This window comes from Aquidulcibacter sp. (assembly GCF_049239865.1).
Taxonomy (GTDB): domain Bacteria; phylum Pseudomonadota; class Alphaproteobacteria; order Caulobacterales; family Aquidulcibacteraceae; genus Aquidulcibacter.
Genome location: NZ_JBMLTR010000143.1, coordinates 1 through 21,410 on the forward strand (window position 1 = coordinate 1; position 21,410 = coordinate 21,410).

At 55.1% G+C, this 21,410-nt stretch carries 26 protein-coding genes, 2 tRNA genes and 1 pseudogene; 17 read left to right on the forward strand and 12 right to left on the reverse strand.

All coding sequences use genetic code 11. The annotated features are described in order from the left end of the window. From ACOVRA_RS10190 to ACOVRA_RS10210, 5 genes and pseudogenes are all read left to right on the forward strand, one after another. Positions 1-119, forward strand: a pseudogene (locus tag ACOVRA_RS10190) (hypothetical protein); the annotation flags it as partial. Then, positions 116-1,414, forward strand: a complete 1,299-nt coding sequence (gene hslU / locus ACOVRA_RS10195) for an ATP-dependent protease ATPase subunit HslU (protein ID WP_421720201.1) — start codon at positions 116-118, stop codon at positions 1,412-1,414. The pseudogene ACOVRA_RS10190 and the gene hslU, both read left to right, overlap by 4 nt. Positions 1,415-1,694: 280 nt before the next feature. Next, positions 1,695-2,105, forward strand: a complete 411-nt coding sequence (locus ACOVRA_RS10200) for a hypothetical protein (RefSeq protein ID WP_421720202.1) — start codon at positions 1,695-1,697, stop codon at positions 2,103-2,105. Positions 2,106-2,114: 9 nt separating this feature from the next. After that, entirely contained in the window at positions 2,115-2,513 is a 399-nt protein-coding gene (locus ACOVRA_RS10205) for a hypothetical protein (RefSeq protein WP_298226135.1), read from the forward strand. A 2-nt stretch (positions 2,514-2,515) separates the two neighbouring features. Further along, positions 2,516-3,019, forward strand: coding sequence for a hypothetical protein (locus ACOVRA_RS10210; protein WP_421720203.1), 504 nt, complete (start codon positions 2,516-2,518; stop codon positions 3,017-3,019). An 11-nt stretch (positions 3,020-3,030) separates the two neighbouring features. Here ACOVRA_RS10210 and ettA read toward each other — a convergent pair whose 3' ends face one another. Continuing rightward, a complete protein-coding gene (ettA, locus tag ACOVRA_RS10215) occupies positions 3,031-4,692 on the reverse strand; it encodes an energy-dependent translational throttle protein EttA (protein WP_421720204.1) in 1,662 nt (553 codons plus the stop codon). Between the two features lie 158 nt (positions 4,693-4,850). Between ettA and ACOVRA_RS10220 the strand changes: the two genes are divergently transcribed. Both ACOVRA_RS10220 and ACOVRA_RS10225 read left to right on the forward strand, forming a co-directional pair. After that, positions 4,851-5,231, forward strand: a complete 381-nt coding sequence (locus ACOVRA_RS10220; protein ID WP_421720205.1) for a PIN domain-containing protein — start codon at positions 4,851-4,853, stop codon at positions 5,229-5,231. A gap of 100 nt (positions 5,232-5,331) precedes the next feature. After that, the gene (locus ACOVRA_RS10225) at positions 5,332-5,955 is read left to right on the forward strand and encodes a DUF1134 domain-containing protein (protein ID WP_421720206.1); all 624 of its coding nucleotides are present in this window, start codon (positions 5,332-5,334) and stop codon (positions 5,953-5,955) included. A 4-nt stretch (positions 5,956-5,959) separates the two neighbouring features. On the opposite strand, the gene ACOVRA_RS10230 is transcribed toward ACOVRA_RS10225, so the two are convergent. Continuing rightward, positions 5,960-6,436, reverse strand: a complete 477-nt coding sequence (locus ACOVRA_RS10230) for a gluconokinase (RefSeq protein ID WP_421720207.1) — start codon at positions 6,434-6,436, stop codon at positions 5,960-5,962. Between the two features lie 124 nt (positions 6,437-6,560). Between ACOVRA_RS10230 and ACOVRA_RS10235 the strand changes: the two genes are divergently transcribed. Further along, a tRNA-Leu gene (locus tag ACOVRA_RS10235) sits at positions 6,561-6,645 on the forward strand. A gap of 86 nt (positions 6,646-6,731) precedes the next feature. Here ACOVRA_RS10235 and ACOVRA_RS10240 read toward each other — a convergent pair. The 3 genes from ACOVRA_RS10240 to ACOVRA_RS10250 form a co-directional block, all read right to left on the reverse strand. Continuing rightward, positions 6,732-7,793, reverse strand: coding sequence for a phosphotransferase family protein (locus tag ACOVRA_RS10240; RefSeq protein ID WP_421720208.1), 1,062 nt, complete (start codon positions 7,791-7,793; stop codon positions 6,732-6,734). Continuing rightward, positions 7,780-8,874, reverse strand: coding sequence for a hypothetical protein (locus tag ACOVRA_RS10245; RefSeq protein ID WP_421720209.1), 1,095 nt, complete (start codon positions 8,872-8,874; stop codon positions 7,780-7,782). The genes ACOVRA_RS10240 and ACOVRA_RS10245 overlap by 14 nt, the downstream gene beginning before the upstream one ends. A 153-nt stretch (positions 8,875-9,027) precedes the next feature. Beyond that, the gene (locus ACOVRA_RS10250; protein WP_421720210.1) at positions 9,028-9,780 is read right to left on the reverse strand and encodes a class I SAM-dependent methyltransferase; all 753 of its coding nucleotides are present in this window, start codon (positions 9,778-9,780) and stop codon (positions 9,028-9,030) included. A 236-nt stretch (positions 9,781-10,016) separates the two neighbouring features. Between ACOVRA_RS10250 and ACOVRA_RS10255 the strand changes: the two genes are divergently transcribed. The 7 genes from ACOVRA_RS10255 (at position 10,017) to ACOVRA_RS10285 (ending at position 15,699) form a co-directional block, all read left to right on the forward strand. Then, the gene (locus ACOVRA_RS10255) at positions 10,017-10,631 is read left to right on the forward strand and encodes a ribonuclease D (RefSeq protein WP_421720211.1); all 615 of its coding nucleotides are present in this window, start codon (positions 10,017-10,019) and stop codon (positions 10,629-10,631) included. Next, positions 10,628-11,422 (forward strand): hypothetical protein, encoded by a 795-nt coding sequence (locus ACOVRA_RS10260; protein WP_290801472.1) that lies wholly within the window; start codon positions 10,628-10,630, stop codon positions 11,420-11,422. The genes ACOVRA_RS10255 and ACOVRA_RS10260 overlap by 4 nt, the downstream gene beginning before the upstream one ends. A 66-nt stretch (positions 11,423-11,488) precedes the next feature. Further along, the gene (locus tag ACOVRA_RS10265) at positions 11,489-12,019 is read left to right on the forward strand and encodes an LptA/OstA family protein (RefSeq protein WP_421720212.1); all 531 of its coding nucleotides are present in this window, start codon (positions 11,489-11,491) and stop codon (positions 12,017-12,019) included. Positions 12,020-12,062: 43 nt separating this feature from the next. Further along, complete coding sequence (gene lptB, locus ACOVRA_RS10270) at positions 12,063-12,827, forward strand: LPS export ABC transporter ATP-binding protein (protein ID WP_421720213.1); 765 nt, start codon at positions 12,063-12,065, stop codon at positions 12,825-12,827. A 14-nt stretch (positions 12,828-12,841) separates the two neighbouring features. Continuing rightward, positions 12,842-14,356 (forward strand): RNA polymerase factor sigma-54, encoded by a 1,515-nt coding sequence (gene rpoN / locus ACOVRA_RS10275; protein ID WP_421720214.1) that lies wholly within the window; start codon positions 12,842-12,844, stop codon positions 14,354-14,356. A gap of 204 nt (positions 14,357-14,560) precedes the next feature. Further along, the gene (gene hpf / locus ACOVRA_RS10280) at positions 14,561-15,163 is read left to right on the forward strand and encodes a ribosome hibernation-promoting factor, HPF/YfiA family (protein ID WP_421720215.1); all 603 of its coding nucleotides are present in this window, start codon (positions 14,561-14,563) and stop codon (positions 15,161-15,163) included. A gap of 68 nt (positions 15,164-15,231) precedes the next feature. Next, a complete protein-coding gene (locus ACOVRA_RS10285; protein WP_421720216.1) occupies positions 15,232-15,699 on the forward strand; it encodes a PTS sugar transporter subunit IIA in 468 nt (155 codons plus the stop codon). A 55-nt stretch (positions 15,700-15,754) separates the two neighbouring features. Here ACOVRA_RS10285 and ACOVRA_RS10290 read toward each other — a convergent pair whose 3' ends face one another. Next, entirely contained in the window at positions 15,755-16,435 is a 681-nt protein-coding gene (locus ACOVRA_RS10290) for a tellurite resistance TerB family protein (protein ID WP_421720217.1), read from the reverse strand. A gap of 183 nt (positions 16,436-16,618) precedes the next feature. On the opposite strand from ACOVRA_RS10290, the gene ACOVRA_RS10295 reads away from it, so the two are divergent. Together ACOVRA_RS10295 and ACOVRA_RS10300 are read left to right on the forward strand one after the other, a co-directional pair. After that, positions 16,619-16,694: transfer RNA gene (locus ACOVRA_RS10295), tRNA-Thr, on the forward strand. A gap of 249 nt (positions 16,695-16,943) precedes the next feature. Beyond that, entirely contained in the window at positions 16,944-17,579 is a 636-nt protein-coding gene (locus ACOVRA_RS10300; RefSeq protein ID WP_421720218.1) for a tetratricopeptide repeat protein, read from the forward strand. 9 nt (positions 17,580-17,588) lie between these two features. Here the strand turns inward: ACOVRA_RS10300 and ACOVRA_RS10305 are convergent, their stop codons facing one another. From ACOVRA_RS10305 to ACOVRA_RS10330, 6 genes are read right to left on the reverse strand one after another with little or no spacing between them, the layout of a single operon-like run. After that, positions 17,589-17,981, reverse strand: coding sequence for a hypothetical protein (locus ACOVRA_RS10305; protein WP_421720219.1), 393 nt, complete (start codon positions 17,979-17,981; stop codon positions 17,589-17,591). Continuing rightward, entirely contained in the window at positions 17,974-19,587 is a 1,614-nt protein-coding gene (locus tag ACOVRA_RS10310; protein ID WP_421720220.1) for a terminase large subunit, read from the reverse strand. The genes ACOVRA_RS10305 and ACOVRA_RS10310 overlap by 8 nt, the downstream gene beginning before the upstream one ends. Then, positions 19,556-19,969, reverse strand: coding sequence for a phage terminase small subunit P27 family (locus ACOVRA_RS10315; protein ID WP_421720221.1), 414 nt, complete (start codon positions 19,967-19,969; stop codon positions 19,556-19,558). Before ACOVRA_RS10315 ends, ACOVRA_RS10310 begins: the two co-directional genes overlap by 32 nt. Beyond that, a complete protein-coding gene (locus tag ACOVRA_RS10320; protein WP_421720222.1) occupies positions 19,966-20,403 on the reverse strand; it encodes an HNH endonuclease signature motif containing protein in 438 nt (145 codons plus the stop codon). Before ACOVRA_RS10320 ends, ACOVRA_RS10315 begins: the two co-directional genes overlap by 4 nt. Position 20,404: 1 nt before the next feature. Then, positions 20,405-20,965 (reverse strand): head-tail connector protein, encoded by a 561-nt coding sequence (locus tag ACOVRA_RS10325; RefSeq protein ID WP_421720223.1) that lies wholly within the window; start codon positions 20,963-20,965, stop codon positions 20,405-20,407. 57 nt (positions 20,966-21,022) lie between these two features. After that, a complete protein-coding gene (locus ACOVRA_RS10330; RefSeq protein ID WP_421720224.1) occupies positions 21,023-21,403 on the reverse strand; it encodes a hypothetical protein in 381 nt (126 codons plus the stop codon). Positions 21,404-21,410: the final 7 nt, after the last annotated feature.

Here is a 21,410-nt window from a genome sequence, read left to right on the forward strand (position 1 = left end):
TTTATGATCAAGACCTCGACGCTGAGACCATTGCCCGCAAAGCCATGGCGATTGCGGCCGATATTTGTGTGTATACCAATGGAAATCTGACCATTGAACAATTGGCGACCGTAGAATGACCGACCTTTCCCCCCGTGAAATTGTTTCTGAACTCGACCGTCATGTGATCGGCCAGTCTGACGCCAAACGTGCCGTTGCCATCGCGCTACGTAACCGCTGGCGCCGCAAGCGCTTGCCGGAGAAATTGCGTGAAGAGACCACGCCAAAGAATATTCTGATGATCGGGCCAACGGGCGTCGGCAAGACGGAGATTGCGCGTCGTCTGGCCAAACTGGCTGGGGCGCCCTTTGTCAAAGTGGAAGCCACCAAATTCACCGAAGTGGGCTATGTCGGCCGCGATGTGGATCAGATCATCCGTGATCTGGTAGAGGCCGCCATCCATCTGGTACGCGACCGCCGCCGCAAAGACGTGCGCGCCAAGGCCGAAGCCATGGCCGAGGACCGCGTATTAGACGCCCTCGTTGGCACTGAGGCTAGCCAAGGCACACGGGAAGCATTTCGCAAGAAATTGCGTGGCGGCCTGTTAGCCGACAAAGAGATCGAGCTTGATTTTGACGTGAGTTCGCCTGCCGCTTCCATGATGGAATTCCCAGGTGCGCCCGGCGGCATGATCGACTTAGGCACCATGTTGCAAAACTTGTCCGGCTCCAAGAAGCGCACGCGAAAAACGACGGTCGCTGAAGCCTATGAGCCCTTGGTGACCGAGGAGAGCGACAAGCTATTGGATAAGGATTCTATCACGCAAGAGGCCTTGCTTTTGGCCGAAACCGAAGGCGTGGTCTTTATCGATGAAGTCGATAAAATTTGCGCGCGGGCAGAGCGTCAGGGCGCAGATGTCAGCCGCGAAGGCGTGCAGCGCGACTTGTTGCCACTGATTGAAGGCACCACCGTTTCGACCAAGCACGGCGCGCTGAAGACCGACTTCATCCTTTTCATCGCCTCTGGTGCGTTTCATGTCGCCAAACCCTCAGACTTATTGCCTGAACTACAAGGCCGCTTGCCGATCCGGGTTGAGCTACAAGCCCTGACCCGCGATGATTTCCGCCGCATTTTGACCGAGCCCGAAGCCAGCCTTGTCAAACAATATGTCGGCCTGATGGGCACTGAAGGCGTTACGCTTTCCTTCACTGAAGACGCCGTGGATGCCATTGCCGATGTGGCCGTGGCGGTGAATACCAGCGTGGAAAATATCGGCGCGCGCCGCTTGCATACGGTCCTTGAACGCGTCCTAGACGACATCAGCTTCCACGCCACTGACCGCGGCGGCGAAACCATCGACATCACCGGCGCTTACGTGCGCGAAAAGGTCGAAGGCTTGTCGAAGAACAGCGATCTCAGCCGGTTTGTGTTATAGGGCTTTTCGGATCCACTTGTAAATTTGTCGCCACTTAACCCGCTTCTGCGGAGCGGGATCATATTTGCGTGCTTTAAAAATCTTGCTGTGATTGAATTTGATAAAAATAGTGCTTATGATTTAAAAATTGTAAGTCTGTGTGCTTATTCCTCCATAAATTCAGAAAACTAATCAAAAGGGGGCGAAATTGCCCAAAATCGAATGCGCGTGCGCCTGTGGCATAATAGCATCTTGTATCCCACAGCCCTTGAGTTAAGTTATATGTTAAGGTCTGTGGCCTATGTCTGAAGCGCGAGCCGATGATGACGTGTGGGAGATGTTCTGCGACGGACCGGTTGCTTCGATCTGGATGAACAAACAATGCTTAGCAGCGTTTTTGACGCTGCCACTTCGAGATCAAGCTAAGATTCAGGCAACGATGGAAAAAATGTATTGCACGATGGAGAACGTTTCAATTCCGCCCAAGAAACTGAACTTCGATGAAGGGCGTCATGACGGATTGCAAGTTTGGGCCTTCAAAGAGAAACAATCCCGGGTGTACGGCGTTCAAGGCTCCATCAATGCAAAGAGAACTTTCTTCGCAACCAATGTTGCCGTGAAGAAAACGCAAAAAGCCGATCCCGGCGACCTCTCAAAGGCCAGTAGATTGGCACAGAAGGTAAACCGGCTTGTGGTGGGTGCGAGGGTTTAGGAGAACCTAATGAAGAACAAAGAGTATGAGATGATCTTGGCCGAAGAGCGGGCTATCGCCAACGTTCAGGCAATGGCGATCAGGCTTTTGGAAGAAAAGAAGATCCGAAAGGCGCAATTGGCAAGAGATCTCAATGTCTCTGAAGCCCGGATTTCGCAAATTTTCGGCGGTGATCCGAGCAATTTGACCATCAAGAAGGCAGCGCAATTGTTTTTCGCGATGGGCGAGGAACTCGTCATCAGCTGCAGAAAAATCGATGAAATGAACGCGCGCGCTGAAAAGCGCAATCGAGAGCTGGCAAGTCTGAGTGAGGTCAAGTTGGATTCCTATGGTTGGATCAAGTCATCCCAACTTGAACCGGCCAATGGCGCGGAATCCAGATATTTGCCGGCAGAGGCTGCGGCATAACAATGGCCAAAGCAGCCCACCCATCCTCTAAAGAGAGTTACAACCAAGCCGTCAAAGAGGCTAAATTGCTCGATATTAGGCTTACAGAGTCAAATTGGGAATTTGATCTGTCTAAGCTGCGAGAAATTGATCAACTTCAAAAATTTACCAATCAATCAATTTTGGATGCGCCACACTTTTCTCCAGAGAACGGCCGGCTATTCGGTAAGGTCGTATGTAACTTGCTGATCACACCTAACCCGGCGACAGACGAGCCGGACGTGGAAGCTCAGACAGAAACAAGCCAAGCTGCCGTTTTCTGTGAAGCCACCTATATTGTCGCTTTTGATGTCCCCAAGACTTTCACGTCAGATGAGGCCACAAAATTCTTTGAAAGCACAGCGAAGTTTGCGGTTTGGCCGTATTTCCGGTCCCATGTCGCAAACCTCGCCGCTCAATCCCGTTTAGAATTACCACCCCTTCCGCTGACAACGCTCTTGCAGCGGATCAGGGGTGATACGGACTAAAAGACGGAAATCTACCGCGCAAACTTCTGGAACTTGATGCGGCTTGGGATGATTTCGGTCAGGCCCAGACGACGCTTCTTGTCTTCTTCATAGGCTTGGAAGTTGCCCTCAAACCATTCCACATGGCTGTCGCCCTCATAGGCGAGAATGTGGGTGGCCAGACGGTCGAGGAACCAGCGGTCGTGGCTGATGACCACGGCGCAACCGGGCCAAACTTCCAACGCATTTTCCAGTGCCGACAAGGTTTCCACATCCAAATCGTTGGTCGGTTCGTCGAGCAGGAGTACGTTGGCACCCGACCGCAATGTCTTGGCGAGATGGACGCGGTTACGCTCCCCACCCGACAATAGGCCGACTTTCTTTTGCTGATCGCCACCTTTGAAGTTGAACGTGCCGACATAAGCACGCGACGGCACTTCACGGCCGCCAACATCAATGATGTCCAGCCCGCCGGAAATCTCTTCCCAGACGTTCTTATTATCATCCAAATGATCGCGGCTTTGGTCGACAAAGCCCAGCTTCACGCTCTCGCCCACGGTGATGGAGCCCGAGTCTGGCACTTCTTGACCGGTAATCATTTTAAACAAGGTGGATTTACCCGCCCCGTTTGGACCGATCACACCCACAATGCCGTTCTGCGGCAATTTGAAGGTGAGGTCACTGATCAACATGCGGTCGCCATAGCCCTTGGACAGACCGTCAAAGCGAATAACATTGGTGCCCAGACGGGGTCCAGGTGGGATTTGGATGGTGGCAAAGCTCTGCTTTTCGCGCTCGGCCGCATCCGCCATTTCTTCATAGCGGGCCAGACGGGCTTTCGACTTGGCTTGGCGAGCTTTCGGGCTTTGACGGACCCAGTCCAATTCCTTCGCCATCATCTTGGACTTGGCATCGCTCTCGCGCTCTTCCTGCGCGATCCGCTTGGCCTTTTGTTCAAGCCAGCTGGAATAATTGCCTTCGTAGGGGATGCCCTTGCCGCGGTCGAGTTCCAGCGTCCACTTCGTCACTTGGTCGAGGAAGTAGCGGTCGTGGGTGACGAGAATGACGCAGCCCGGAAATTCTTCCAAATGGTGCTGCAGCCAAGCCACGGATTCTGCGTCCAAATGGTTGGTTGGTTCGTCCAGCATCATCATGTCGGGCTTGGACAGCAAGAGGCGGCACAGCGCAACGCGGCGCTTTTCGCCGCCCGACAGCTTGGAGATATCGGCATCATTGTCGGGGCAGCGCAGCGCGCCCATCGCCATTTCGATCTTAGCATCAATGTCCCAAGCATCCGCCGCATCAATCTGCTCTTGCAGGGCGGTCATTTCTTCCATCAGCTCGTCGGAATAATCTTCGGCCATCTTCATGGAGATTTCGCCAAACCGATCAAACAAGATCTTCTCAGGGCATTCCGCAATGACATTTTCCCAGACCGACTTGGTTGGGTCGAGATCTGGTTCCTGAGCCAAATAGCCCATTTTGGTGCCTTGGGCGGGGCGTGCTTCACCTGTGAAGTCCTTATCCAGACCCGCCATAATCTTCAAAAGGCTGGACTTACCAGAACCGTTGACACCGACCACACCAATCTTCGCATCTGGGTAGAAGGACAACCAGATGTTTTCGAATACTTTCTTGCCGCCTGGATAGGCTTTGGTCAGGCCTTGCATTTGGAAGATATGCTGATGTGCCACGTGTGTGTCTTTCTGTCGGTCAAATGAGGAGTTGGCCGGGCTTTTAGCTGACCCGAGGGCGAAGGGGAAGGGTGCGCCATGCGGGGGACTTGTGCTGCCGCAGGTGCATGTCTATCGGAAAGCAGGTGCGCGTGAACCCAAACCACAGGGTAGGTTCGATGAAAATTTTGTTCGACACGAATATTCTGATCGACCATCTGCAAGGCCACCGCGCCGCGACTGAAGCCATTGCCGGCCATAGCGGTGCGGCCATCTCTGTCATCACTTGGGTGGAGATCATGTCTGGCGTGCCGTCTGCCAAACAAGATGCCATGCGCCTTTGGCTTGACCGTTTCCATCTGATCCAAATTGACGCCGACATTGCCGTCTATGCCGCGGCCCTGCGGCAAGAAAGACGGCTCGACTTGGCTGATGCGCTGATTGTGGCCACGGCCCAAGCCAGCGGGCGGACTTTGGTCACACGCGACCAGGCCCTGTACGACGAGTTGGACGATCCGCCCGTTCTCATCCCCTATGATTTGCATGCCGATGAGGCGTGATCGGAAACATGTCCAAGGTCTGAACACGGCTTAGCCATTTTAACGCCAAACTAACCATGTTTGGTTTTAACAAGCCAAGGGGCGATTTTGGAGCCACATCATGTTAGACCGAAAACTTGCTATTCTCTGCGCGGCAGCCCTGACTATGGGCACGCCTGCATTTGCGCAAACGACAGGGCCGACACCCGATGACACGGCGACGTCATCAAGTGCTGCGACCGCTACCAAAAAGGCCAATCCTGACGGCTTCACCCAGCAGGAAATCATCGATGCGGCCGGAACTTTCTTTGGCAAAACCTCTGGCAGCGTTGGCCAAGCGGTAGAGCGCGTGTTCCAAGACCAAGGCAGCCCGGTTGGCTATATCCGCGGCGATGAATATGCCGCAGCAGTCGGTTTTGGCCTGCGCTATGGCCAAGGCACCTTGGTGATGAAGGACGGGCAAGAACGGAAAATCTTCTGGCAAGGCCCATCCATCGGCCTCGACACTGGCGGCAATGCCAGCAAAGTCTTCACCCTCGTCTATAATTTGCAAAATCCGGACGGCATTTACCGCCGTTATCCAGGAGTCGAAGGCGCGGCCTTCTTTATTGCCGGCATTGCGGTAACCTATCAGCGCGCTGAAGGGGTAACGTTGGCCCCGATGCGCACGGGAATTGGGTTCCGCGCAGGGGTGAACGCTGGCTACACCGCCTACTCCAAGCGCCGTCGCGCCATCCCGTTCTGATCGCTCACACAGATTTGAGTGCAAACGTCTGGATAATCTGATCGACCTGCGCAGCCGTCGGCTGTGCAGCGTCGACAGCCAGCGCCTCATCGGGCGTTTCTAACGTCGAAAATTGTGAGGCCAGGATGCTGGGCCCAGCAAAATGGCCTTGGCGGGTCGACAGGCGCGTGTGGGCAAGGTCAGTCCCGATCACCAAATGCACCAGATAATCCGGCGACAAGCTGGTCCGATGCACGGCCTTGAGCGCCGAGCATGCCAAAATCGTCGACACCCCCACCTCGTCAAATACCGGCTTGATCCGAGAAAGCCACGCCGCGCGGTCGGTCTCATCCAAGGTCACACCAGAAGCGATTTTGGCCTTGGCCTCTGGGGAATGAAAATCATCGGCATCCAAGAACCGCCAATCGAGCCGTGCCGCCAAGGCCGTGCCCAATGTCGTCTTACCCGCGCCAGAGACGCCCATGATCACCAGTTTCGCCATGGCCCCGCCTTTAGCGGAACCACCCCCGCCCCAGCAAGTCAGCCGCACAGGGCGAAATGACACCTAACTCAATGATAAGCCAATTGACGCCCGCCCCCATGTCCTCTAAATCCCCGCTTCCGTTGCCCAGATGGCGGAATTGGTAGACGCACTGCTTTCAGGTAGCAGCGCCGCGAGGCGTGGAGGTTCGAGTCCTCTTCTGGGCACCACTTTCTTGTTTGACGAAGTCCGAGAAAGTACAAAATACCAATAAAAACAGAAAAATAAGGCACTTTCCAGTGCGCAGATTATCTTGCTAAATCAGCTCAAAGGAGCGGTGGTCGCTTACCATGGCGGCGGCGCGGGCGCACATGGCTAGGAACATGGCATCGCCGCGGGGGGTTTGCGCGACGATCATGGAGGCGAGAACGCCCATGAGAAAGCCTGCTAAAGCGTCGCGGCGATAAATGTCCCATAGGTTTTGGGTGTCGGCCTGTGGCACCCCGGCCTTTTCCAAATGGTCGATCCATAGATTAATCAAGGACATTTCATGGGTACGCCGCATCTCTGGCGTCAGGGCGGTTCCGAGATAATAGGCAATATCGGTCGCCCCATTTCCTACCCCAGCCGTTTGCCAATCCACGATGACAATCGGGTGGGCAGGGTCGCCCTCAAGAAACAGCATGTTATCGGGGCGGAAATCACCGTGGGTGAGGCACCTAGGCCCAGGGCGTTGGGTGATCCAATCATTGATCCGCCCCAAATAGGCCTCGCCCGTCGCGCGGATTTGGTCGTTAATCTGGTCGCCATAGCGCGCACAAAAAGCGGGCCATAACATCTCAAACAAGCCGTCGACATTCATCCCAGAAGCAGCTTGCGATCCGTTGAGCCAAGCATGGGTGTCTAGACCTTTGTCCCCCCACCAAGCCGCATGGATGCTAGCCGCCGCACCCATCGCAAGCTTGGCTTCTTCCAAAGTTGCAGGCGTGAGCTGATTGCCTGGGCGGTGGCTTGGAAAATCGTCCATAAGCAGGGCAAAGTCGTGGGTCGCCTCGTCCACCACCGCATATCTGGCTGTTGGGATCGGCAGTGGCTTGGTGTTGCCATAGTTCTGGTAGAATTTGACTTCTCGCACATAGCTTAATTGCGCAATGCCCGTGGCCCGGCTGACCGGATCTTCCGACATGAATTTGCCAATTAGCGAAGCCTTCTGGGCCGCATCTGGATCGGGATCGGTCAGCGAAAAGCGATAGGTCGCGCCAACTTGGCCTGTCCCGACGGCTTTTGCGGAGACGCCAGAAACATTCCAGCCCAAATGCTGGGCCAGCCAGTCGGCAGTGATGTCGGTCGGCGTGGGAATGGGCTTAATCTGCGACAAGGCTTGTTAGTCCCAAGGGGGCATAGGCGCCGATGATGAATTGTTCGAGGATGCCGGTTCCGACGTGCGTTTCACCGCCAGTCGACAGGGTCACTTTGCAAACGGCTTGAATGTGCAGGTGGTCGGGGCGGCCCGGCACGATGTTAGACAGGTCGATATCCTCACGTTCAACGACCAATTCGCCCTTCCAACCGCCATGCCCCCAAGAGGGATGTCCATAGCCAAGACCGCGCATCAGGAAGGTGGTGAGGGGTTGGAACGCGGCTTCGCGTGCTGGTTGGCCTTCGGCTTCGATCCTCAAGTTGGCCGAACTGGCATGACGCATGCCGGGTATCAGGGTGAGAGACATGGACGCGCGCTCGGTCTCCACTCTATCAGCCGGACCCGCCTTGTCTGGGCACCAGACCGCCCTGCTATTCCACGGCTTGCCGCTTGCATCGGCATTGATGTGGAAGAACAGGCTGGCGTCGGTAAAGTTCACCGGACTCCATAGCCAGAAAAATTGCGGTACTTGTTGGGGTACGTTGGGCTGGGGGTCGCTGGCACCAATAGGCCGAACGCCCCAAGAACGGTCGCGCGTGCCGACACTGCCGCCAACATCCTCGCGCACGCCATCCTTCTCGATCCAGCCAGACCAATGCCCGTTTTGGGTCATGCGCGTATAGTCCATGAAGGTGCGCGGCCCGATCCGGCGCGTAAAGCGTGGCTCTTCAACCGGAAAGGCGCGGCCCGTAAAGGTCAAATCGGCGCTAATGCCCTCATGCTCGCTGACGACAATGCGCAGAATGTTTAGGGGCTCGACAATCTCAATCCGGATCGGCCCTACCGACAGATCCATCCGCTCCATCGCCAAAAGCCGTGACGCATGCAGACAATGTTGAACGCCATCGCGGATGAAGGAAAGATGCGCGTCCGCGACATTCAGGTGCGGGTAAACGCCAAAGGCTACGGCGAAAAAGCCGCTGCCATCGGCTTGATAGCCGTTGAAGAAATACCGGTCGTAAAAATTACGATCCGTGCCCGAAAAGGCAATCGGTTCAGCGGTTTGATGAATTGGATAGTCGTCACCCTGCGTCAGCATATCGTGTTCCAAACCGATGAATGTGGTGTTGCCAACAAACTATGGCGCATTCTGAAAGAAGTTGCCACACCCAACAGGCTTTAGCCAAAAATCAGCCTCTTTGCGGGTTTTCCAAATAATTGTTTGGGCTTAATTCAGAGGATATCGAGCCCCCTACCCCGCCACTTTCTGCGCATAAATCATAAAGCCGTGGTGGCCGCCATGGTCGGTGTGCTCCAAGACGAAACGGGGGCAGCCGGCTCGGGTCAGAAGGGCGAGGACTTGGCCCAAGTCATAGTCAAACATGCTGATCTGCCCCAGCTGCGGATCTGGAAACAAACTGGCCCGGACCTCTCGTAGCAGCTTACGCACAGGCCCTGCTGTGTCTTGCGCCATCAAATGCGCGTCGCGAAAGCTTGTCAGTTGCAGAGACAAGAAGCCGCCGGGCCTGAGCGTGGCGAGCAGGTCTGCCATCAGCTCCATGCCACGGGCAGGGGGAATGTGCTGGAGGACGATGAAGGAGTTAATCCAGTCAAACGGGCCAAACGCTGCCGCAGCTTTGGGCGTGGCGACAAGTTCTACCGCCGTAAGGCCTAATTCATCCAAGCGCGTCTGACAAACCGCCCGCATGGAATCGGCAATGTCCACGCCCACCGCGTGGTTCGCACGCTTGGCCATAGGCACCAATAAGCGCCCAACGCCCGCACCAAAATCCAAACAGGCTTCAAAATGATCCGGAGCCGAAAAATAGTGCTTTAGGGCGGTGTGGAACTGATCGACATTACCAAATCCGCTTTCATAAAAGGCTTCTCGGGTGGTGGTGTCCATCTTGTCCGCGCGAAAGCGCTCATCGGTTATCACGGCCCAAAAGGGGTCGACTGCACCAAGCTGGTTCCAATCAGAGTCGGTATCGCGTTCGCTACTCATCCAGTCTCAACCCACATCTATCAAGTCCGCTACGGCGCACCAAAAGGTCTATGATCTCCGCCTCTATGCTCGAACTCGCACGGTTCTAAAAGAGGCAGACCTACCCGTACCTGTAATCAACATTCAACATCTTTTGCGGTGCAGCAGAAAAAGGCTTAGAGAAGACGGCAACGCTTGACGTAGCCCATCTTCGGCGCGTCAGGACCCGCAATTTGTGACCAGACGAGGCTTTAGACGTGACGATTCATTCTTATGAGGGCGATTTACCAGATGGCTTGGATTTAGGGCCGGTTGTAGCCGTGGACACTGAAACCCTTGGCCTTTCCTTGGTGCGCGATGCCTTATGCGTGGTGCAGTTAAGCTCTGGCGACGGCAATGCACATATCGTCCGCCTTAATCGGCCGGCTTATGACTGTCCGAATTTGAAGGCCTTGCTGGCCGATCCAAAGGTCGAGAAGCTTTTCCATTTTGCCCGCTTTGATGTGGCCATGTGCAAGCACTATCTGGGCATTGAAGTCGGCCCAATCTTTTGCACCAAAATCGCATCTAAACTGGTGCGCACCTATACCGATCGCCATGGCTTGAAGGATTTGGTGAAGGAACTCGTCGGTGTTGAACTCAATAAGCAGCAACAAAGCTCTGACTGGGGTGCTGCCCAATTGAGCGATGCGCAATTGGCTTATGCGGCGTCTGATGTGCTGTATCTCCACGCCGCTAAAACCCGTCTGGTTGAGATGTTGAAGCGCGAAGGGCGGCATGAAATTGCCCAAGCTTGCTTTGAATTCCTGCCGGTTCGGGCCGATTTGGACTTGATGGGTTGGTCTGAGTCAGACATCTTTTCCCACGCATGACAACTTTCGACACCCACGCAATCCACGCTGCCCGGCGCCGCATGACGCCGAATGATGCGCGTCTGCGCACCATCCGCGTGAAAACGACGCGCTTGGTGTTTCTAGGAGGCGCCGCTCTATCGACTTTGCTCTTGGTCGGCAGCGTGATTGTGCGGGGGGTACAAGGTGCCGCGATTGACACCAGCAAACTGGTTCAAGGCGACCAATTTGTCATGGATGCACCGGAATTCGTTGGCAATACGCGTGAAGGCAAGCGGCTTAAAGTCACCGGCCTGAAAGCCACGCGCAGTATTTCCGACCCCGCCGGGGCGGTGCGTCTCGAAAAGCCGAAGCTTGAGACCGCGGATGGCAGTGTCGCAACCGCAGACGAGGGCATTTGGTCGCAGGATGTTCAAACCTTGTCCTTGAAGGGCAATGTCGTTTTTTCGCGCAAGACCGGTGAACGGGCAACTGGAGTTTCGGCTATGTGGACTTCTGACCCATCCGTTCTAACCTTGGAAGGCGGCACGCAGATCGTTTTGCCAAGCGGCGAGGCCGCAACCGCTCAATCCTTACAATGGGATGAAGCTAAAGGGGCGGTTGCGCTGTTGGGAAATGCGCGCGTGACTTTCAACAATGGCGAAGCCACCTCAGAGCGTGCCTATTTCGACAAGGAAACCCGAACTTTGACCGGCATGGGCGCAATCCGTATTCGATCGGAGCTAGGCACGGGGGCCGCCGACCGCTATGAGTACAATACCGAAAGCCGGAGGCTGCGCCTGACGGGTAACGTGACCGCCCAGCTCAACTGACAATTTTGATGTCTGGCTCGGGCGTCTGGTGGCTAGAAGTGACGAATCTCTATCAATGGACTTGATATGACCCAGTTAAAAAAGCTTGCTGCACCCAGTTTTGTAATCCTACTCGGCCTTGGCCTTGTGGGTGGCGCGGCTTTGGCGCAGTCGACCAGCAGCAATGGCCCGATTGAAGTATCTGCCAATGATTTGGTGTATGATCCGGCAGCGGGCGTCAGCACCTTGGTTGGCAATGCATCGGTGGCGCAAGATGGGGCCGTGCTGCGGGCACCGCGGATCCGCGTCACCTATTTGCGCGGAACCAATGGTTCCAACGGCGACATTGACAAAGTCTATACCGAAGGGGAGACATTTTATGTCACCCCAACCGAAAAAATCCGCGGTGATCGGGCGATCTTCGATGCGCCGGCCAATACGGTGCAATTCTTCGGAAATGTTGTCGCTGTGCAAGGCCAAAGCGTCTTGAAAGGCTCGATGTTGACCCTGAACACTAAGACACGGGCGTCGACCATGCGCGGGATGGATGGTCGCGTTCGGGCCGTGATTTTCCCGAACAATGGCCAAGCGACCAAAGGCGGCCCAGCCTCCAAATGAGTTCGCAACCCGATCGTGCCAGACGCTTGAGGGATTTTCGACCATGAGCCGACCCCATACTTCTGCCAATTCCGGACCGCCCAATGAAATGGGCTTGATCGCAAACGACCTCGGCAAGGCCTATAAGGGTCGTCAAGTCGTCAATGGCGTCTCGCTGAGCCTGAAGCGCGGGGAGGTTTTGGGCCTGCTCGGGCCCAATGGTGCGGGCAAAACAACTTGTTTTTATATGGTTATGGGCCTGATTCAGCCCGACTTCGGCGATATTTCAATCGACGGACAAGATGTGACATTGCTGCCCATGTATGTGCGGGCACGCTTGGGACTAGGCTATTTGCCGCAAGAGCCATCGATTTTCCGTGGTATGAGTGTGGAAGACAATGTTCTGGCCGTGCTTGAAACCATTGAGTCCGATGCTGTCACCCGCGAAGCGCGCGCGACGGAACTTTTGACCGAATTGCGAATCGATCGCCTGCGCAAACAGCGCGCGACGTCGCTCTCTGGCGGGGAGAGACGCCGCTTAGAAATCGCCCGAGCCCTCGCAACCGACCCCTCCTTTATCCTCTTGGACGAGCCTTTTGCCGGGATTGACCCGCTGGCGATTGCCGACATCCGTGATTTGATTGGGTTTTTGAAGCAACGCGGCATTGGTGTGTTAATCACTGATCATAATGTCAGAGATACACTGAATATTATTGATCGTGCGACTATCATATTCGACGGCGAGGTCCTGTTTGAGGGTTCGCCAGACGAAGTGTTACACCAGCCCGACGTCCGCCGTGTTTATCTTGGAGCGGACTTTAAGGCCTAACGGGGACGAGTTGGATGGCTATCGCACCGCGCATGGAGCTTCGACAGGGCCAAGGCCTTGTTATGACGCCCCAATTGCAGCAAGCGATCAAGCTGTTGCAAATGTCCACCATTGAACTGGCCGTCTATGTCGAGCAGGAATTAGAGCGCAACCCGGTTCTAGAGCGCGTCGATGACGCCGAAGATTTCGGCATCCAAGATACACCCGATGTCGACCCCCGCGATGCGGTAGCCACTTCCGACGGCCCACAAGAGCTGTGCGCCAACGGCGACGGACCTGATCCTCACGCTGAGTCCGCCCTAGATGCCAGCTATGAGGACGTTCACAGCGATGCCGACATGCCGGCTAGCGAGGCTATTGGCTCGACTGTGGACTGGAGCAAAGCGGGCGACGGCCGGGGTGGGTTCGAGGACTTAGAAGACTTTGAAAGCCGCCTAACCCAAACCGTGTCGCTGCGCGATCATTTGGAGAGCCAAGCCGTCCTCGCCTTCTCGTCCCCTGTTGATCGCATGGTCGCGAGCTATCTGATCGATCACGTCGATGATGCTGGCTATTTGCGCGCAGACATGACCGAAGTAGCTGAGCGCTTGGGCATTGGCCACGACGCGCTGGAGCTTGTGGTCCAAACCCTGCAGACCTTTGACCCCACCGGTGTCTGTGCGCGCAGTGTGGAAGAATGCTTGGCCGCGCAACTCAAAGAGCGCGACCGGTATGACCCCGCTATGGAAGCGCTTTTGGCGAACCTGCCTTTATTGGCGCGGCATGACCTCAAGAGCCTGTATGATATTTGCGGCGTCGATGGGGCTGATCTGGCCGACATGATCGCCGAAATCCGTGCCTTAACACCCAAGCCCGGCGCGACCTTTGGCAGCGCTGAATCAAGCGCCATTATCCCAGACGTCTTTGTCCGCGAAGGGCCGATGGGCACATGGTTGATCGAATTGAATTCCGACACCTTGCCCCGCGTGCTGGTCAATAACGCCTATGCGGAGAGTGTGTCTCGCCAAGCCCGCTCCCAAGATGAGCGGTCCTATCTGGCCGAAGCGCAAGCCGATGCCAATTGGCTTGTCAAAAGCCTCGACCAGCGTGCCCGCACGATTTTGAAAGTAGCCAAAGAAATTGTTCGCCAACAAGATGGCTTCTTGACCTATGGCGTCGCCCACTTGCGCCCGCTGATCCTGAAGGATGTGGCGCGCGCGATTGAGATGCATGAGTCCACGGTGTCACGCGTCACCAGCAATAAATTTATCTCGACCCCACGCGGCGTGTTTGAACTGAAATACTTCTTCACCACCGCGATTCATGCCTCTGACGGTGGGGAATCCCACTCTGCCGAGGCCGTCCGTCATCGGATTAAAAGCCTCATCGACGGCGAGATGCAGGAAGCGCCGTTGTCGGATGATCGCATCGTGGAAATCCTGCGCGAGACGGGCGTCGATATTGCGCGTCGAACGGTGGCCAAATACCGCGAAGCGCTGCGGATTCCCTCATCTGTCCAGCGCCGTAGGACCATGAGCCGAGTCGGCTAATTGACCCGCTTGTTCGACTGACGGTTTAGTTGATCGAACCCGATAATCTTTTGATAAATATATTGTTTATGTCGACCTAACGGGTCAATTTGCCTTGATGCGGCCATACTTCAGCGCAAAATCATCTTCCCAAAGCACTGTTCCAGTGCAACACTGATGTGACGGTGGATAACCACCGCACCCAGGTACATGGAGGCACCTCAGATGGGCAATCTCACAGTCAGAGTCACAGGCCGCAACATCGATGTCGGGGAAGCTTTACGGGGCAAAATCCAAGAAGATCTTGAGATCGGTGTCGGCCGTTATGTTTCGCGCGACGGCGAGGCCATTGTGACTTTAGACAAGCAGCGCCACCTCTATCATGTTGAAACCATCGTCCACTTAGATTCCGGCATTACCCTCGAGGCCAACGGTGAAGCGTCAGAGCCTCATGCCGCTTTTGCTGCGGCTTTAGAGAAGATTGAAAAGCGTGTTCGCCGCTACAAGCGCCGCCTGAAAGATCATCACGCCAAGCATCATGCGCCGATGCCGCGCGAAGAGGCCTCCTATAACGTTATCGAATCCGATGATGTGGATGAGGCAGATGACGGGCAAGATGACAGCGTCCCTGCCGGCCCTGCCGTAATTGCGGAGACCAAGACGGTGATTCGAACCATGCCCGTCGCAACCGCGGTGATGCAGCTTGAGCTGGGTGAAGCGCCGTTTTTGATGTTTCGAAACCCCAGATCGAGTGCACTAAACGTTGTTTACAGGCGTGCAGATGGGAATATTGGTTGGATTGATCCAGCCCCTAGTGTATCGGGCTGATTACGACGCCGTATTTTTCAAACCAGTCGGCCTGTGCGGGGGCGCAGGTCGATTCGAGAAAAGACCTTATGCCAGATCTTGCAGACCTTATCCGCGCTGACGCCATCGTGTACCGGATCAAAGCGCAGACGAAAAATGAAGTCCTTTTGGCCTTGGCTGAAGCAGCCGTGTCTGCCTATGGCGTAGACCTGTCAGCGACGCTTGAATCAACATTGGAGCGAGAGCGTTTGGGCAGTACCGGCGTGGGTGAAGGCGTGGCCATTCCCCATGCCAGACTGAAAGGCCTAAAGGCTCCTGCCGCCGTTCTGGCCTTGCTGGACCCGCCGATTGATTTTGAAGCGCCAGATGGTCGGCCTGCCGACATTGTCGTCCTCTTGTTGTCGCCCGAAGACGCGGGGGCTGATCACTTAAAAGCGCTGGCGCGGATCTCCCGTCTATTGCGCCGTCAGGATATGCGCGATGGCCTACGTGCCGCGCGGTCGGCTGCTGCTATCCACGCGTTTACCAGTCACACCTCAACCTCTGAAGCCGCATAAAAAAGGTCGGCCATAGCGCGCGCTAGGCCGACCAATTTTTGCCGATCGATAGGCTTTAAGCAGGCAATAAGGCCTCGTCATGTAATTTGGCGACCAAAGCCGTATCCAACTTCAAGCGGGTTGCCAGATCAGCCAGATAGGCCTTTTCTGCGGGGCCTTGGGTATTGATCGCCACCAAAGAGGCCGCATAAATCTCCAGCGCCAATTCCGGTGAAGTTGCGTCAGCCACCACTTGAGTGATATCCAGCGGCTTGGCCAATTCATCAAATAAGAAGGCTTTCTCGGTGTCCGACAGGTCGATCTTGGCCAGATGGTCAAACAATTTGGCCTTTTCAGCCGCTTCGATCTGACCATCGGCCTTCATGGCAGAGATCATCGCGCGAATGGTCGCTTTGCCCACAGCTTCTTGATCTTGTGTCGAACTCGGCAAAAACACACCGCTCGGCGCTGTTTCAGAACCCGCTTGGCCCTGATGCTTCTGGTAAGCATTGTAGGCGAGCGTGCCCAAAGCCGCGAGACCGCCGAGCGTGGCTGCTTGGCGACCAAACTTGCCTGCGACGCCAGACAAGAGAAGGCCACCCAATACGCCAGCAGCACCGGCACCTAGGGCAATATTCTTCGAGTCCGCGTCTGTCTTAACGCGATCAACACCGGCCTGCCCCTCGGTCTTGATAGCAGAGATAGCCTTGGGCAATTCGCTTTGCAGCGCCGCGAAAATCTTATTTGCGTCAAACATTCGTCAACTCTCCTTGGCGGCCAGGTACATTTCCAAGCCATGCCTCATAGATTGGGAGAGCAAGCTCTGCATGCAAGAACGTGTTCACGAACAGTTGCTCAATCCCCTGCGTCGTTGTATCAGGCCCCATCTTTCGCCCCAAAAGGCGACAGCAAGACGTGGGTCCACCCACATCGAAAACGTGCCGCAATAGCTCAGTCGGTAGAGCACATCATTCGTAATGATGGGGTCGCAGGTTCGAATCCTGTTTGCGGCACCAGTTTTTATTAGATTTTTTCTATATTTCAAAGAAGCCAAACAATTCGAGTCACCAAATAGTCACCAACGTGGCCCACGGTCACTTGGCGGGTCACGCGGCAATCAAAACCTAGTCTTGTATCTATTGTTTTGCTTGGTTACACTGGTTACAACGGTTACAACTCTGTTTTCATTGATATAACTTGTAACCAAAGACCCAAAATGTCTGGTTACACTGGTTACAGTGTTATTTTTATAAGGGATTATCATCTTGTCGCTGTATCGATTTTCATTGGCCTTGGGTTTTGTTGGCGGCATTTTTGGTTATGCGCCGACAGCTGTTGCGCAAACAGTTTCAGAGCGCCCAAGTGCGAAGAGCGCTGCCATGACGGAGTATCTTGGGGCTTTGGAGGCATACGAGAAAGGTGATTACAAAGCGGCATTTCGAGTAATTGAGCGATATGCAATTCAAGGCGATCCCAACGCGCAGTACAAACTTGGCGTGATGTACTATCTGGGCAATGGTGTGCCGCAAGACTTTGCAACTGCTGCAATCTGGTATCGTAGGGCTGCAGAACAAGGGAGCCCTAGCGGGCAAAGAGGCCTTGGCGGTTTGTATTACGTCGGCCAGGGAATGCCGCAAGACTATGAGTCCGCAGCAATGTGGTATCGCAGGGCTGCAGAACAAGGTGATCGCAGCGCACAACGCTCCCTTGGTCACCTATATTACATGGGGTTTGGTGTACCACAAGACTTTGTTTTAGCGCATAAATGGTCAAATCTTGCAGCAGCAAACGGCGATCCGATGGCGCCGGGAACTCGTAACCTTGTAGCCAAAAAAATGAGCCCCGGCCAAATTGCGGAAGCCCAAAGACTGGCGCGGGAATGGCGCAAAAAGGAAGAATAGAACACCGGCTCAACTGGCTGGCTCTTTTGAGCCAGACCGGTTCAGCAGCCGACTAATGCCCTCAGCATCGCCGCTATTACGCTCTAACGGTATCCATTCGCCATCTGTGCCACCCATAGCCCGATAAGCGGCTTGTGCGGCGCGAACAAAGGCAGTGCGCAATTGATCGTCGACCAGCTTCACACTTCGGCGCTCTTTAGCTTCATCGCTAAGCTTCGGCATGAACACGGTCAAACCATTCGCCGGGGTTCGAACGAAAGCGCAGCCGCAAAGGATGAACCCGCGTGCTTCAGCGTCAAAATAAGCGATTATGGAGTTACCGCCTTTGTTTGGCTTAGGATCGAGCACACGGGTTAGACCAATAACGGTCACGGCATTTGGGTTGATTTGGTGGTTAGACATACAGAAAGCCCTCTTCACGTTGTTCATAAGGTGACGTCGTCACTTCGTTTGCGATAATGCGGCCAATGGCCATGACAGATGCAACAGCGCCATCGATCCGGCCCCGCGCTCTTTCCTTGGTGAATTTTTCGTTTTCAGCCGGGTCTTTCTCAGTGACCACGTTGGCAAAGTTCATTCTCAGAAGCGGACTAGCGCCGTGTCGGAATTGACCGCAAAGGATCGCCCGCTTCAGTTCTTTCACCGGCGCTGACATGCTGGCGAAGCCTTGGCCGAATTGGTTGACGTTGATACCCTCTTCAGAAAGCCGCGTTGTGACCGCTGTCGAGTTCCATCGATCAATCGCGACTTCCTGAAGCGCGTAGGTTTGAGCAAGATGGATGATGTAATCCATGACCGCTTCTTGATCGACCACGTTGCCGGGCGTCAGCGTCAAAAGTCCCTCGCTCGCCCATTTCAAATAGTCGGCTTGATCCTTTTCGGCCTTTCTGGCGATGTTGGCTTCAGGCAAGAAAAACATCGGCAGCACGTCATAACGAGTGCCAGCCGCTTCATTGTCCGGGAAGACTGCGACCACGGCAGTCAAATCTTCAACGCTTGAAAGATCAACACCAACAAAGCACGGGCGACCAATCAAATCTTCTAGTGGCGTGCGTGCTTCAGCGGCGTCATAAACATCGATCGGCAACCACGGAAGCGCCGCGCCCTCTTGCCAGATATTTAGATGGAAGCGCTTGAAGTCGGAAACATCGGCTGGCGAGTGCTGAATTCGGCGGGTCTTGATCCGCAATTCCTCAAGCGAACAAAAGCCCGCTTCGATTGCAGGGTTTGCCTTGTGCCATTCGGATTCATCCAGCCAATCGGCTTCAGGATCGGCTGCAAAGATAATTGGTGCAAAACTTGGATCTTCGACTTCGCCTGAAGCCACTTTCAGGCTGTATTGCCAAAGATCATAAGCAAATCCGCCCATGCCAGCGCCAGCTGTCGAAATGATAATCGTCAGCGGGTTTGATCGCTTCACCATAGAGTCGTTGACGGTTCCAAACAGCTTGCGGCCTTCGCCAAGCGTCCAAGAATGGACTTCATCGGCAAGAAAGAAACTCACGTTCAAGCCGTGTTTCGAGTAACTTTCCGATGAAATGGCCTTCAGGGTCGAGTTGGTGCCGGGATGTATAAGCGTCTTTCGGCTCTCAATTGGTCGAACCCGCTTCGATAATTCGTCGTCCTGGCCTACGAATTGGTGAGCAGAATTGAAGGCAATCCCCGCGTTCTCTCTATCCGCTGCGGCCATGACCACCTGCCCGCCAGCTTCGGCTTCTGGCCCCATAAAATGTGCAAGCCCAAGTGCGGCCGCCAGCGTTGTCTTCGCATTGCCTCTTGGAATCCAAATGCAAGCGGTTCTGGTAAGCCGTGAACCATCAGGCTTTGACGGCCCATAAATGCGCCTAATGGTCGCCTCTTGAAATGGGTGAAGGTTGAATTGCTTGCCCGCAAAATCGCCTTCCCATAGCTTTAGGCGGCGCACAAATCGGCAAACCTTGTCAGCGCGTCCTGTTGAGTCTTCATAGAGCGCTGGATCAGGCGAGAAGTTCGGAATCCCATTGGTCATTTGTTGGCTTGCCTTCGTTTTCGCCAGCCATGCGCCGCCGGTGAGGCGTCAGCCCCAATTCAGCAGCCAATAGTCTGGCTTCGCGCATAGCTGCGCTTTGAATTTTGAATGCCGCGTGCGGCTTTTGACCTTTGTCGGTCGCTTCCATGCGGCCTTCACGGCCCATTATTTCTTCGGTTTCGCGCACCATGCCAGCCGCCACACAGTAGGCTTCAAGCGTCGCCATCGTGTCAGGGTGCAGCCGGCCAGTTTTGAATAGGTGCGGCGCAGACCTTTGCCATTCGGCCTTGGCCTGTGGCGTGAACCAGTCAGGCGCAGACGGACAACGGCCCTTCATGAAGCCGCCATCGATCACGGTTAAAGGCGGCTTGCGGCCCTTCATGACCAGAACCCCCAATTCTCGCGATATTGCGTTTGTTTTTTTCCCACCGGTCCAGAGGCAGCAGCGTCTAAATTATTTGCGCCCCCCGCCACGCTTGGACGCCCAAAGCCGCCGTCTTGCGTCGCGGTCTTGCGATTGTGGCATGGCGTGCAAAGCGGTTGCCAGTTGTCCTTAGACCAGAACAGCGCATTATCGCCCTTGTGCGGCTTTATGTGATCGACCACGGTCGCGGGCTTGCCGCATGATTTGCATGAATTATGACTGGCCAAGAAAGATGATCGTGCCTTTGCCCAAGCGCCGCCATAACCGCGAGCGCTTGAAGATGGTCGAGCAAGGTCATGTCGCGCGCGACCAGCTGCGGCACACAGCGGACACCTTGCACCATGATAGAGCGGGTGAGCGTTGGGGCAGTGCTTCAAGACAGACCAAGGCATATCAAAACGCCCATGTTCTGTAGTTGATTAGGAAGTCATCATCAGGAGTCGGCAGCCCCTCGCGGTGAGCATAGAGCGCACCAACACGGGCAAGCAGCCGTGCGATAATGGGTTCTGGAATCTCAGCGTAGGACGGCCCATAACCGGCCACAAAGGTCACAGAAATGGCTTCAGGCTGGCTTCTAGCGGTTGGCCATGACTTGCCATAAGCGGGATGGATCGAAGCCGCACTAACGCCACCAAGCCCAACGGCCTGATAGTTTATTGGTGCAAGCGTTTGGACTGCGCCAGCTACGTCAACATAAGTCACAGAAGTGATCGACTGACAGGGCGGCAGCGGAATTTCGATGAATTCAGGGAAGCTATCCAGTGTCAGCTTCCAAGTCTGGTTAATCAGGCAGCGGCCAAGCGCGCCATCGATCCCATCTAGGCTTTGGGTTGCGGCTTCCACATACGCGGCAATAATTGCATCTTCTTCATTGTGATCGACGCGAAGATGCGTCTTCACCATATCTAGAGAGACGGCGCTTTGTAGCGGTGGCGTTATAAGCGTCAAACCCATGATTATCTCTTTCAAGCGGTTTAGCCCGGCCAGTTTCCCAGCCGGGCTTGTTCGCGGTTACACGGGGGCGGTTTGTGGGTTGCCGCGAACCAGAACAGCCGCAAGCGCGATGGATGTGCCACTGTTAAGAGTGACCACGCAACGCACGTAACGGCGGTTCATTAGGTATCCGACCTTCACGACGGAATCGGCGGCCAAGACGGCCGGGAAAGTGCCAATCAAGCCAGCGGCAGGAACATCGACAAAGCCGCTTCCCTGTGAATCGCTTTCTTGAAGCTTGGCGGTGAAGTTCCCAGAAGCAACGATTGCGCCGGTTGAAATGACCAGCGATGCGGTCGCATAGCCAGCCAAATCAAGACCATTGCCGGTCGTTGTCGCGGTGATGACGGCGGGCGTGATTGCAGTAACCGGCCCGATGTTGGAGTGAATGTCAGCCATAGTGAAA

What these genes read in the sequence shown, in the direction of transcription:
- hslU (WP_421720201.1), top strand. Translation starts at nt 116, where the DNA reads ATGACCGACCTTTCCCCCCGTGAAATTGTTTCTGAACTCGACCGTCAT.
- ACOVRA_RS10200 (WP_421720202.1), top strand. Translation starts at nt 1,695, where the DNA reads ATGTCTGAAGCGCGAGCCGATGATGACGTGTGGGAGATGTTCTGCGAC.
- ACOVRA_RS10205 (WP_298226135.1), top strand. Translation starts at nt 2,115, where the DNA reads ATGAAGAACAAAGAGTATGAGATGATCTTGGCCGAAGAGCGGGCTATC.
- ACOVRA_RS10210 (WP_421720203.1), top strand. Translation starts at nt 2,516, where the DNA reads ATGGCCAAAGCAGCCCACCCATCCTCTAAAGAGAGTTACAACCAAGCC.
- ACOVRA_RS10220 (WP_421720205.1), top strand. Translation starts at nt 4,851, where the DNA reads ATGAAAATTTTGTTCGACACGAATATTCTGATCGACCATCTGCAAGGC.
- ACOVRA_RS10225 (WP_421720206.1), top strand. Translation starts at nt 5,332, where the DNA reads ATGTTAGACCGAAAACTTGCTATTCTCTGCGCGGCAGCCCTGACTATG.
- ACOVRA_RS10230 (WP_421720207.1), bottom strand. Translation starts at nt 6,436, where the DNA reads ATGGCGAAACTGGTGATCATGGGCGTCTCTGGCGCGGGTAAGACGACA.
- ACOVRA_RS10245 (WP_421720209.1), bottom strand. Translation starts at nt 8,874, where the DNA reads ATGCTGACGCAGGGTGACGACTATCCAATTCATCAAACCGCTGAACCG.
- ACOVRA_RS10250 (WP_421720210.1), bottom strand. Translation starts at nt 9,780, where the DNA reads ATGAGTAGCGAACGCGATACCGACTCTGATTGGAACCAGCTTGGTGCA.
- ACOVRA_RS10260 (WP_290801472.1), top strand. Translation starts at nt 10,628, where the DNA reads ATGACAACTTTCGACACCCACGCAATCCACGCTGCCCGGCGCCGCATG.
- ACOVRA_RS10265 (WP_421720212.1), top strand. Translation starts at nt 11,489, where the DNA reads ATGACCCAGTTAAAAAAGCTTGCTGCACCCAGTTTTGTAATCCTACTC.
- lptB (WP_421720213.1), top strand. Translation starts at nt 12,063, where the DNA reads ATGAGCCGACCCCATACTTCTGCCAATTCCGGACCGCCCAATGAAATG.
- rpoN (WP_421720214.1), top strand. Translation starts at nt 12,842, where the DNA reads ATGGCTATCGCACCGCGCATGGAGCTTCGACAGGGCCAAGGCCTTGTT.
- hpf (WP_421720215.1), top strand. Translation starts at nt 14,561, where the DNA reads ATGGGCAATCTCACAGTCAGAGTCACAGGCCGCAACATCGATGTCGGG.
- ACOVRA_RS10285 (WP_421720216.1), top strand. Translation starts at nt 15,232, where the DNA reads ATGCCAGATCTTGCAGACCTTATCCGCGCTGACGCCATCGTGTACCGG.
- ACOVRA_RS10290 (WP_421720217.1), bottom strand. Translation starts at nt 16,435, where the DNA reads ATGTTTGACGCAAATAAGATTTTCGCGGCGCTGCAAAGCGAATTGCCC.
- ACOVRA_RS10305 (WP_421720219.1), bottom strand. Translation starts at nt 17,981, where the DNA reads ATGTCTAACCACCAAATCAACCCAAATGCCGTGACCGTTATTGGTCTA.
- ACOVRA_RS10310 (WP_421720220.1), bottom strand. Translation starts at nt 19,587, where the DNA reads ATGACCAATGGGATTCCGAACTTCTCGCCTGATCCAGCGCTCTATGAA.
- ACOVRA_RS10315 (WP_421720221.1), bottom strand. Translation starts at nt 19,969, where the DNA reads ATGAAGGGCCGCAAGCCGCCTTTAACCGTGATCGATGGCGGCTTCATG.
- ACOVRA_RS10320 (WP_421720222.1), bottom strand. Translation starts at nt 20,403, where the DNA reads ATGCCTTGGTCTGTCTTGAAGCACTGCCCCAACGCTCACCCGCTCTAT.
- ACOVRA_RS10325 (WP_421720223.1), bottom strand. Translation starts at nt 20,965, where the DNA reads ATGGGTTTGACGCTTATAACGCCACCGCTACAAAGCGCCGTCTCTCTA.
- ACOVRA_RS10330 (WP_421720224.1), bottom strand. Translation starts at nt 21,403, where the DNA reads ATGGCTGACATTCACTCCAACATCGGGCCGGTTACTGCAATCACGCCC.